Raw genomic sequence first — 10619 nt, 5'->3', positions numbered from 1 at the left:
CACCACCACCACCGGATCCGCTTGAAGGCGTTCCCCAGCTCCAGTCAGGCGTCCTCGGCTCCGAGAAGCTGGCCAGGTCGACCGTATCGTCTGGAAAGCCTACGTCCGCGCAACTGTCGCCCTCGAAGTAGGCGCAGTACTCCCAGCCGTCGCACCAGAAGTCGCGGCACTCGTCCGCGCTGTCATCCGCGCAGAAGTACAGGGTCGATCCGTGGACGCAGGCGCTCTGCTCGGCGAAGCAGCCTGGCAGCACGAGGCCAACGGCGAGGGACAGGAGGATTGCGGATGCAACGCCCGGGAGGCGGGGAGAGGATTGGCTCATGTCGCGCGATGGTAACCGCACGCGGGCGCCGAAGGCAGCGGACTTGGGGCCTAGAGACCGCGCAGACGCGCGGCCCAGGCCAGGTAGGAGGCCCGCGGATCCATGAGCGGATCCCGGAAGAGGGCGCGGATGTCCGCGGTGTCCACCTGACCGGCGTCGAACGCACGGTAGAGGCTGTCCCCCAACAGGTAGCCGAGCGCGTGGCTGACGCCGTGGAACAGGCGGTCGCGGCGCAGGGGGAGGAGCTTCACGGCCTCGTCGGGGGCCTCGGACTCCGTCGCCTTGTGCGCGAGGACGAAGGCGGCGATCTGCCGCTCCAGGCCCCGGGCCTCACCGAAGCGCCGGGCCCACTCCGTGACGCTGGGGCAGGTGCGGCGCGGGTTGATCAGCTTGGAGCCGAAGAAGCCCAGGGCCTCTTCCAGGCAGCGCGCATAGAAGGCCTCGGACGCGCCGCGAGGGGCGTCCATGGCGTCGCCCACGGCGCAGTGGCGCACGAAGTGGGCGGCCTCCTCCGCGGCGTGGTTGAGGGACAGCGACGCGAGGTAGGCCGTGCGCGCGCGGGGGATGTAGCCGCTCTCACGCGACAGGATGTGCTTGCGCAGCTGGGACAGCTCCGCCTGGGTGAAGCGGCCGCGCCGGCGGATGCGGGCGAGCACGTCGCCGTCCGCCGCCGTCGTCACCTCCACGGAATCCAGCTCGCGGCCCACGGCCACGCCCGCGAGCCCGCCGATGAGCTCCGCCATGTCCCGGAAGCGCTCCGCGGCGCTGCGGTCCAGGAGGGGCGCGTCGTCGCCTTCGGCCTCCAGGTAGTCCAGGAAGCTCTGCTGGCAGAGGACGGGCGAGGCGTTCATCAGGCACAGCGCGCCGTCCGCCAGCTCCACGGCCTCCGCGCTGCCCAGCCGGCCTTCCCGTGCGAGGCGCCACCAGAGGCCTTCCGCGTTCTGGTACACGACGAGGCCCCGGCGCGGGTGGGCGTCTCCCAGCGCGCGCTCCACCTGCGCGGGCAGGTGGCAGGGCGCGGCGTGGAACTGGCCCACCAGCACCATCACCAGCGGGACGTCCTCCGCGCGGGCCACGCGGGCAATGCGCTCCGCGGCGAAGGCGTCGCGCAGCGCGAGCGAGCGCTCTCCCTGGGCGCGCCGGTCGATGGCGGCCACCTGCAGCTTGAGGCGCTTCGCGAAGCCCAGCACGGCGCGGATGCCCGCGCCCGGACCGAAGCCCGGGGTGGGGCCGTGACCCAGCCGGGCCATCAGGGTGCGCTCGGGCAGGCGTCCGGCGAGGTACGCGTCGAGGGCTGCCTGGTGACGGCCTTCCACGCACTCGAGCGCCAGCACGACGCGGCGGCCGGAGGCGAGCGCGCGTTCGGCGAGGTCCAGGTAGGTCTGCTGGGCGAGCGGCAGCGTGTGGTAGTCGCCCACGTAGACGAGGTCCGACGCCGCGATGCGCTGGTGCACGTGGGTCAGGGGGACCACGCGCTGGTAGGTGCTCGTGCGCCGGCGGTAACGGGCCTCGTAGGCGCGGAACGCTTCGGTGCGGCCTTCGACCACCCGGGCGATCTGGGCGCGTTGGCGGCGGAAGAGGGCGAGGTGAAGGGCAAGCGACGCGCGCATGGAGCGACAGGCACCGTCGCATGCGCTCGCGGGGGCGGCAAAAAATCAGCGGGACGTGGGCAGGTGGCTTGCTTGACTCGCATCGCCCTGCAACGGACCATCGCCCTCAATCTTGCAGACCGTTCTTCCTCGCACGCTCATCCTCTGTGCCGTGGTGTTCGTCGCGGCCCCCGTCCACGCGCAGGAGCCCGCGCTGTTGCATGCGCCACCGCAGCGCGCGGAGGCCCGGCAGCCCCTCCAGCTGGATGCGACGCTGGTGGATGGCGGCAAGGTGCTGGAGCTCTTCGTCCGCTATCGCGGGCCCGGCGAGCCGTACGTCCAGGTCCCCATGGAGCTGCAGTACGGAGACCTGTACCGCGCGATGATCCCCGCCGAGCACATGGTGCCGCCCGGCGTGGAGTACTTCGTCGAAGCGGCGATGGCGGGGGGAGAGCGCACGCCCCTCTTCATGTCCGCGCTCCGGCCCGCCAGGGTGATGGTGGGAGCGCAGCCCCCTGCGCCCCCGCCGGTCCGCAAGGGACCCCGTGAGGAGCCGAAGTCCGCGCCCGACATCGATGCCTTCGCGCCGCCCTCGGGGGGAGGGAAGGACGATGACGCAGTGGAGGCTCCGGCTCCGCCGAAGACCGGGACCGCCACCCCCTCCCGCGATGCACAGCCCCCATCCTCTACGGGAACGCGCACCCAGGGCGCGGACCCGCGTGCTCCAAGCCGCACCGACAGCACGGCCTCGCGCGCTTCGGATCGCCCGAGCGGGACAGACGCTCGCGCATCGACCCAGGCGGGGGCCTCGGATTCGCGGACCTCGAATCCGGTAAGCGGCACGGACGCTCGCCCGTCGAGCCGCGCGGGCAGCTCCGGCACTCCGCCCCGTGCGAACGGTCCGGACCCGCGCCGGGACTCCAGCTCCGACGACGCGATGGCCGCGCTCAACGCGGACCTCCCGCCGGACACGCGCACCGAGTCCTCCCGCGCGTCCCCTGCCTCCCGCGCCGCACTGGACGACGACCTGGCGCTCTACAGCGCCGAGGACGTGCTCGCGGTGACGAGCCTCCAGGAAGAGGCCGTCCGCACCGTGCCGGCCATTGGCGCTTCCTTCAACCGCGCGCAGATGATCGCGCTGGGCGCCCGCACGGTGGCGGACGTGCTGGACGTGGTGCCCGGCGTGTCCGTCAGCCGCGACGTGCAGGGCTTCCATCGCACCGCCATCCGGGGCCTGCGCAACGACGCGGAGGTCCTCTTCCTCCTGGACGGCCACCGCCTCAACAACTTCTTCGACGGCAAGGCCCTCATGAACCTGCCGGTGGAGAACCTGGAGCGCATCGAGGTCATCCGCGGCCCCGGCTCCGCCATCTACGGCGCGGGCGCCTTCCAGGGCGTCGTCAACCTCATCACGAACCACGCGGACGGCGTGCGCGGCGCCGTCACCACCGGGGGCGTTCCTCGCGACGACGGCCGGCTCGCGCTCGCCACCGACGGCCACCTGTCCGCCGCGCACACCACCGGCGACCTGCGCCTGTTCGCGGACCTGGACCTGTGGTCGCAGGAAGGGGACTCGCTCGTCATCGACCACGATGCATTCGACGACGAGACCCTGGACCAGGGCCTGCGCGACGTGGACCAGCCCGCGGGCCGCACCCGCGACGGCCGTTTCTTCGTCAACGCGGGCGGAGGCGTGTCCTACGGACTGGACAGCGCCGGCCGCGTGGGCGTCAGCGCGCGCTATCTCTCGGAGAAGCGCGACGCGCTCGTCGGCCTGTTCGACACCGTGGGCAACGACTCCCAGCTGTCCTGGGACGTGCTCCTCGCCGACCTGACCTGGGAGCGGCCCCTGTCCGACAGCGGCCAGGTGCGCGCCCGGCTGGGCTTCGATCAGCAGTCCACCGACCGCCTGTTCCAGCTCACGCCCCACGACTTCCGCACCGGCGACGGCCTGGAGCGCCTCTTCCCGGACGGCCTCCAGGAGCAGACGCAGGTCACCGTGCGCACCGTGACGGCCTCCGTGGACGCGGACCTCGCGCTGGCCAGGGAGAACCACCTCACCCTGGGCTTCGTCGCCGAACAGCAGTCGCTGTCCAACTACGACTACACCACGAACTACACGCTCGACGGCCGCCTGCGCCCCAGCCCCTCCGCCCCTGAAGGGCTCGTGGACCTCACCGAAGGCGCGGCCTCCCGCCGCCTCAACCTGGGCCTCTCCGCGCAGGACCAGTGGACCGTCCTCTCCGCGCTCACGCTCACCTTCGGCCTGCGCCTGGACGCCACCCAGCTGCCTGACGCGGACGCGGGCACGCTCGACGCCACCCGGATGGTGGTGCGCGTGAACCCGCGCGTGGGGCTGGTCATCGCGGCGTCGGACGCGCTCGTGCTCAAGGCGCTGTACGGCCGCGCCTTCCGCGCCCCCACGCCCCAGGAGCTGGTCGAGCGCATCCCCGACACCGACTACAACCAGGGCCGCTTCGAGGGAAACCCGCTCCTGCAGCCCACCACCGTGGACACCTTCGAGCTGGGCATGGACCTGGTCCAGGCCGCCGGCGACAGCCGCGTGCGCGTGCGCGCCAACGCCTTCCTCCAGAACTTCGCCTCGCCCATCACCCCGGTGGACACCAGCGGCAACATCGTCCCCCTGCGCAACCGCGAGCTGGGCGTGCGCGTGTACGGCGTGGAGGCGGAGGCCCGGCTGGAGGCGTCCAAGCGCGCCGTCGCGTGGGTCAACGCCAGCCTGTCGCGCGCGCAGGACCTGGAGCTGCCGGACCAGTCCCGGCTGCTCACGGACGTGCCCCAGGCGCGCTTCAACGCGGGCGTGTCCATGCCCCTGGGGGACTGGGTGAACCTGGACGTGGTGGTGCGCTCCGGCGCCGAGCGCCGCAACAACAACCGCTCCACGCTGGAGCTCATCCGCCGCTACGAGATTCCCGCCTACAGCCTCATCACCGCGCAGCTGCGCACCGAGCCCATCTGGGAGCACTTCGAGGTGACGCTCTTCGCGCAGAACCTCTTCGACCACGACCTGCGCGACGACGTGCCCCGCCCGGACCGCGTCAGCGGCCTGCTTCCGCGCGAGGGCGTGTCCGGATACCTCACCCTGAGGGCCTTCTACTGATGGACCGCCGCCACCTCACCGCCGCGCTCGCGGCACTCGCGCTCCTGCCCGGGTGCCTTGCGTACAACGACTCCTGCACCCCGCTGGTGGACGACCCCGACGCCGTCGTGGGCTACCTGGGCGAGGAGGTCCAGCTGGCCACCGCCTTCACCCGGCACGACAACAACGCGCTGGGGCAGCTGGCCGCGGACGCGTTCCTCCACGCGGAGGACGGCGCCGCGAAGCCCACCGACCTGGGCATCATCAACGGCGGCTCGCTGCGCGACGAAGGCCTGTGCGTCACCCGCACGTCCCTGCGCACGGGGCCGCTCACCGACGGCGTCCTGCACGAGGTCATCCTCTTCGAGAACCTCGTCGTGACGGTGGACCTCACGGAGAAGCAGCTCGTGGACCTCTTCGAGCACTCCGTGGAGACGCTGGCGCTGGAAGGGCAGGCCATCGTGTCGCCGTCCGGCGCGTTCCTGCATGTGTCCGAGGGCACCACCCTGCGCGTGGACTGCGCGCGCCCGGCGGGTGAGCGCGTGACGGAGCTGCGCGTGCGCGGCCGCACCGTGTCCATCCCCGCGCGTGATGACGCGTCCATCCGCTACCGCGTGGCGATGTCCACGTTCTTGCTGGACGGAGGGGACGGCTACGGCAGCATCCTGGGCAACGCGGGACAGGACCCGGACCGCAACCCGGTGACAGCGCGCAAGCTGGGCGGCACGGACGCCAACATCGCGGCGGCGTACATGAAGAGCACCTACCCCAGCCCGGTCCAGGCGCTGAAGGAAGCCCCGCGCATCGTCTTCGACAACTGTGCCCGGCCCGCCCGGCCTGCTCCGCGCTGACGTCGCGCGGATGAAGGCTTGCGGGGGCCGGGGTGGACGGCCCCTTACGGCTTGGAGGGCTCGTCCGAGGAGGCCGGGGCGCTGGACGTCACCACCGCCGGAGCGGAGGTGGCCGTCTGGGCCGCGGCGGCCACCGGCCGTGGCGGCAGGGGGCCCAGCACGTCGTTGACCGAAGGCATCCGACGGATGTCGGCGCGAGCGACCTTCCACGCCTGCTGGACGATCCACGACAGGGAACGGTCCTGCCGCGTCGCCTCACGCTGGATTTCTTCCAGCATGTCCTCGGGGAAATAGAGGGACTGTTTGCGATGATCCGTGGTGGCCATGCCCCTGCCTAAGGCCTTTCTTCGCGCGGGTCCGTGCGCTCGTCGCCCGTGACGTCGTTCACGGCAGGGAATGACTTGATGCGGTCGCGGGCGATCTTCCAGGCCTGCTGCACCACCCATGAGAGGGAACGGTCCTGCCGGTTCGCCTCCTCCTGGATCTCCTTCAGCATCTCCTCGGGGAAGTACAGCGACTGCTTGCGCTTGTCGGTGCCTGCCATGCCTGGGTCTCCGGGGCGGATTCGAGGTGACGACCTGAACACACCGGAGCGGTTATCCGACAGACGCCCTGAAGGGTCAACGGTTTCGGAGCACTCAAGCGTGCGCCCGTGGGCCGAACGCTCCGCTTCCGACAATGCATTGACAGGCGAAAAGAGAAACGCCCCGGCCTCCACGAGGGAGACCGGGGCGTTTCCAGAAAGAGGGACCGCAGGGAGCGAATCTCCGAGCGGCCCCGTGGACCCAGAGGGGGAGGGGGGGGACCCCTAGGTCCAACGTCACGAAGTCCAGAACGTCCGACCAACAACCGTGAGGCGCCGTTCTATTTCCGCCCCGCGTCCTGCCGTTGTGGGAATCATGGACCGCATCCCCACGCCTTCCGTCCACCGCGACTCTGTAACCCGGCCATCTGACACTGCATTCCGAATGCTGGCGCCATGCCTCGCGCGACTCCTGAACGTCCCTCGCTGCCCGCCGCGCTCGCCCGCTCCTATGCCGGGCTCGGGGTCGCCTCGCGCTCGGTGCTGCTCGCGGTCTCCGGAGGCGCGGACTCCACAGCGCTCCTGGTGGGAACAGCGCGCGTGCGCGAGGCGCTGGCCCTGCGCGTGGAGGTGGCGACGGTGGACCACGGCCTCAGGGCGGAGGCTTCGGAGGAAGTGACCTCCGTCGTGGGCCTGGCCGCACGCCTGGGCCTGACCTGCCACGTCCGGCGGCTCGCGCTTTCGCCCGGCGCGGGCATGGAGGCCCGGGCGCGAGCGGCGCGCTACGCGACCCTGGAGGTTCTACGGGAAGAGCGGGGGCTGGACTTCGTGGCCACCGGCCACACGCTCGACGACCAGGCGGAGACGCTGCTGATGCGCCTGTCCCGCGGCGCCGCGCTCCGGGGCGCGAGGGCCATCCACGCCCGGGCCTCCTCGCTCATCCGCCCGCTGCTCGCGTGCTCGCGTGAGGACGTGCTCGCCTTCCTGGCCACCGAGGAGGTGGGGTTCGTGCGCGATCCGATGAACGCGGACCCGTCCTTCTTCCGCACGCGCATGCGCCTGGACGTGCTGCCCGCGCTGAACCGCGCCGCGGGCTTCAGCACCGTGGAGCACCTGGCCACCTTCGCCCGGCTCGCCTCGGAGGACGAAGCCCTGCTCGCCGGGCTGGCGGACGCGGCCTGGGAGCGGCTGGTGCTGCCTGGAGGAGGGCTGGATCCCGTGGGACTGCGCGCGCTGGAGCCGCCGTTGTCACGCCGCGTGCTCGCACGGCTGCTGGACACGGCGGGCGCGCGGGTGGACCACGCCACGCTGGAGCGGGGACGGGACGTGGTGGCGCACGGGGGCACCCTGGCGCTGAGCGGCGGCCTCCTCTTGAAGGTCACCGGCGGGCGGGTGCGCTGCGTGGGGACCGAGCGGAAATTGCCGCCCACGCCGCTGGTGCTCGCGGGGCCGGGGGCGCGGGGGGACTTTGGCGCATGGCGCTTCCAGGTGGCGGAAGGATTGCCGCCCCCAGGCGTGTTGGCCCTGGTGTTGGAGGAGGGGACGGCGTGGCCACTCACGGTGCGGTCCAGGAAGCAGGGCGATCGCATCCGGACGCGCGCGGGCCACCGCAAGGTGCAGGACGCGCTGGTGGATGCCCGCGTTCCCGCAGAGGCCAGGGCCGCGCAACCCGTGGTGGTGGACGCGCGCGATGCCGCGCTGTGGCTTCCCGGAGTCCTGCCGCGCTCCGCCATGTCCGGGGCGCCTTCGAGCGCGGTGGCTTGCCGACACTCGCTGTGGGCATTCCCGCCGGCTTCAAGCGAACGGCGGACCCCTCCGTTATAGAGTCGATGCTTCGAAATGGGGGATGGTCACGGTCCCCTAAATAGTTGAGGGCTTTTTGCTGTTGCTGATACGGTCCGTCGCTGGCCTGCACACGGGCGGGCGCCGGGCAACATGACGAAACCCGCCGGGTTCTTCCTGGCACGGCCCTCATCCCGCCGAGTACCGAAAGGGCAGCTGAAACGTGCGTTCGACCTACAAGACCATCGGGCTCTGGGTCATCCTGATCGTCCTCTTCGTCGCCTTCTACAATTTCTTCTCGCAAGGCAACGAGCAGGTGCAGGAACCGACCTTCACCCAGCTTCTGACCAAGGTGGAGGAGAAGAAGGTCCGGGCCGTCTCCGTCAAGGGCAACACCTACTCCGGCACGTTCAGCGACTCGAACGACAAGTTCCGGACCACGGGTCCCGCGCCGGACGTGGCCGTGCTCAACCAGCTCCGCGCCTCGGGCGTGGACGTGAAGTACGAGCGCGAGGAGCAGAACAGCCTCTGGCTGACCATCCTCGGGCAGTGGATGCCCGTCGTCTTCCTGTTCCTGTTCTTCATCTTCTTCATGCGCCAGCTCCAGGGCGGCAGCGGCAAGGCGATGACGTTCGGGAAGTCCAAGGCGAAGCTCCTGAGCGAGAGCCACAACAAGGTCACGTTCGCGGACGTGGCCGGCGTGGACGAGTGCAAGGAGGAGCTGGAGGAGATCGTCGCCTTCCTCAAGGACCCCAAGAAGTTCACCAAGCTGGGCGGCCGCATCCCCAAGGGCGTCCTGATGATGGGCCCCCCGGGCACGGGCAAGACGCTGCTCGCCCGCGCGGTGGCCGGTGAAGCGGGCGTCCCGTTCTTCTCCATCTCCGGCTCGGACTTCGTGGAGATGTTCGTGGGCGTCGGCGCCAGCCGCGTGCGCGACCTCTTCGAGCAGGGCAAGAAGAACGCCCCCTGCATCATCTTCATCGACGAAATCGACGCCGTGGGCCGCCACCGTGGCGCGGGCCTGGGCGGCGGTCACGACGAGCGCGAGCAGACGCTCAACCAGCTGCTGGTGGAGATGGACGGCTTCGAGTCCAACGACGGCGTCATCCTCATCGCCGCCACCAACCGTCCGGACGTGCTGGACCCGGCGCTCCAGCGCCCGGGCCGCTTCGACCGCCGCATCATCGTTCCCCGTCCGGACCTCAAGGGCCGCCTGGGCGTGCTGAAGGTGCACACCCGCCGCGTGCCGCTCGCCCCGGAGGTGGAGCTGGAGGTCATCGCCCGCGGTACGCCCGGCATGACCGGCGCGGACCTGGAGAACCTGGTCAACGAGTCGGCCCTGATGGCCGCGCGCCAGAACAAGGAGCGCGTGGACCTGGCGGACTTCGAGCAGGCGAAGGACAAGGTCTTCATGGGCCCGGAGCGCCGGTCCATGATCATGACCGACAAGGAGAAGCGGAACACGGCCGTCCACGAGGCCGGCCACGCGCTCCTCGCCAAGCTGCTGCCCGGCTGCGACCCCTTGCACAAGGTCACCATCATCCCGCGCGGTCAGGCCCTGGGCGTCACCTGGAGCCTGCCCACCGAGGACAAGGTGAACGGCTACCGCAAGCAGATCCTCGACCAGATCACCATGGCCATGGGTGGCCGCATCGCCGAAGAGCTCATGTTCAACGAGATGAGCAGCGGCGCGGCGAACGACATCGAGCGTGCGACGGAGACGGCGCGCGCCATGGTGTGCCGCTGGGGCATGAGCGAGAAGATGGGCCCGCTGGCGTTCGGCAAGAGCGACGGTGAGGTGTTCCTGGGCCGCGACTTCAACTCGTCCAAGGACTACTCCGAGGACACCGCCCGGCAGATCGACATGGAGGTCCGCAGCATCGTCGTGGGCTGCTACACGACGGGCAAGCAGCTGCTGACCGACAAGCTGGACGTGCTCCAGCGCGTGTCCGACGCCCTGGTGGAGTACGAGACGCTCGACGCCGAGGACGTGAACATCATCCTCCAGGGCGGCCAGCTCACCCGCGAGCGCCCGGCGCCGCGCGTGTCCTCCACGCCGAAGCCCACGGAGAAGAAGGACAAGCGGAAGATCCTCGACGCGCTCGAGGGCCTGCCCAACATGGAGCCGAAGAAGGCGTAACGCCTCTCCCGCTTCCCTCGTGAAGTGACGAAGGCCCTTCCCTTGGTACCGGGGAGGGCCTTTTCGTTTGTCCTTGCGCTGCCTGCCTGGTGCCCGGACGGGCTTTGCTCGGAGTGAAACCCAGGCGCCACTCCGGGCCCTCCGCGTTCCCTTGCATCGCGCGGGGTTTTTCCCTTCAGGGCACCGCCTTGCGTCCCCTGGGTCCAGTCCTGGTGTCCTCGAGCGGATTCGCACTGGCACCGGGGATGCAATTCAAAGGACCCCGGGGCTGGGAAGGCCTCGTGGGGGAACGCAAGACAATGCAGACCGGGT

At 70.6% G+C, this 10619-nt stretch carries 8 protein-coding genes; 4 read left to right on the top strand and 4 right to left on the bottom strand.

Translation table 11 applies throughout. The annotated features are described in order from the left end of the window. Nucleotides 1-322: hypothetical protein (locus D7W81_RS42985; RefSeq protein ID WP_208721300.1), on the bottom strand; the 322-nt coding region annotated here is incomplete at its 3' end. 50 nt (nt 323-372) lie between these two features. Continuing rightward, a complete protein-coding gene (locus tag D7W81_RS14390; RefSeq protein ID WP_120555937.1) occupies nt 373-1932 on the bottom strand; it encodes a ChaN family lipoprotein in 1560 nt (519 codons plus the stop codon). A gap of 112 nt (nt 1933-2044) precedes the next feature. Here D7W81_RS14390 and D7W81_RS14385 point away from each other — a divergent pair, with 112 nt between their 5' ends. Together D7W81_RS14385 and D7W81_RS14380 are read left to right on the top strand one after the other, a co-directional pair. Further along, entirely contained in the window at nt 2045-5032 is a 2988-nt protein-coding gene (locus D7W81_RS14385) for a TonB-dependent receptor plug domain-containing protein (RefSeq protein ID WP_120555936.1), read from the top strand. Further along, nucleotides 5032-5862 (top strand): 5'-nucleotidase C-terminal domain-containing protein, encoded by an 831-nt coding sequence (locus D7W81_RS14380; RefSeq protein ID WP_120555935.1) that lies wholly within the window; start codon nt 5032-5034, stop codon nt 5860-5862. Before D7W81_RS14385 ends, D7W81_RS14380 begins: the two co-directional genes overlap by 1 nt. A 44-nt stretch (nt 5863-5906) precedes the next feature. On the opposite strand, the gene D7W81_RS14375 is transcribed toward D7W81_RS14380, so the two are convergent. Then, nucleotides 5907-6188, bottom strand: coding sequence for a TIGR04563 family protein (locus D7W81_RS14375; protein ID WP_014396355.1), 282 nt, complete (start codon nt 6186-6188; stop codon nt 5907-5909). A gap of 8 nt (nt 6189-6196) precedes the next feature. Continuing rightward, entirely contained in the window at nt 6197-6406 is a 210-nt protein-coding gene (locus tag D7W81_RS14370) for a TIGR04563 family protein (protein WP_014396356.1), read from the bottom strand. Nucleotides 6407-6841: 435 nt separating this feature from the next. Between D7W81_RS14370 and tilS the strand changes: the two genes are divergently transcribed. Both tilS and ftsH read left to right on the top strand, forming a co-directional pair. Beyond that, nucleotides 6842-8209 carry a tRNA lysidine(34) synthetase TilS gene (gene tilS, locus D7W81_RS14365; RefSeq protein ID WP_120555934.1) on the top strand — a complete coding sequence of 456 codons (1368 nt, stop codon included), beginning with the start codon at nt 6842-6844 and terminating at the stop codon, nt 8207-8209. Nucleotides 8210-8390: 181 nt separating this feature from the next. Next, a complete protein-coding gene (gene ftsH / locus D7W81_RS14360; protein ID WP_120555933.1) occupies nt 8391-10307 on the top strand; it encodes an ATP-dependent zinc metalloprotease FtsH in 1917 nt (638 codons plus the stop codon). Nucleotides 10308-10619: the final 312 nt, after the last annotated feature.

The sequence above is a fragment of the Corallococcus aberystwythensis genome (assembly GCF_003612165.1).
Classification (GTDB): Bacteria; Myxococcota; Myxococcia; order Myxococcales; family Myxococcaceae; genus Corallococcus; species Corallococcus aberystwythensis.
This window is presented reverse-complemented; position numbering and strand designations above follow the sequence as displayed.

What these genes read in the sequence shown, in the direction of transcription:
- D7W81_RS14390 (WP_120555937.1), bottom strand. Translation starts at nt 1,932, where the DNA reads ATGCGCGCGTCGCTTGCCCTTCACCTCGCCCTCTTCCGCCGCCAACGC.
- D7W81_RS14380 (WP_120555935.1), top strand. Translation starts at nt 5,032, where the DNA reads ATGGACCGCCGCCACCTCACCGCCGCGCTCGCGGCACTCGCGCTCCTG.
- D7W81_RS14375 (WP_014396355.1), bottom strand. Translation starts at nt 6,188, where the DNA reads ATGGCCACCACGGATCATCGCAAACAGTCCCTCTATTTCCCCGAGGAC.
- D7W81_RS14370 (WP_014396356.1), bottom strand. Translation starts at nt 6,406, where the DNA reads ATGGCAGGCACCGACAAGCGCAAGCAGTCGCTGTACTTCCCCGAGGAG.
- tilS (WP_120555934.1), top strand. Translation starts at nt 6,842, where the DNA reads ATGCCTCGCGCGACTCCTGAACGTCCCTCGCTGCCCGCCGCGCTCGCC.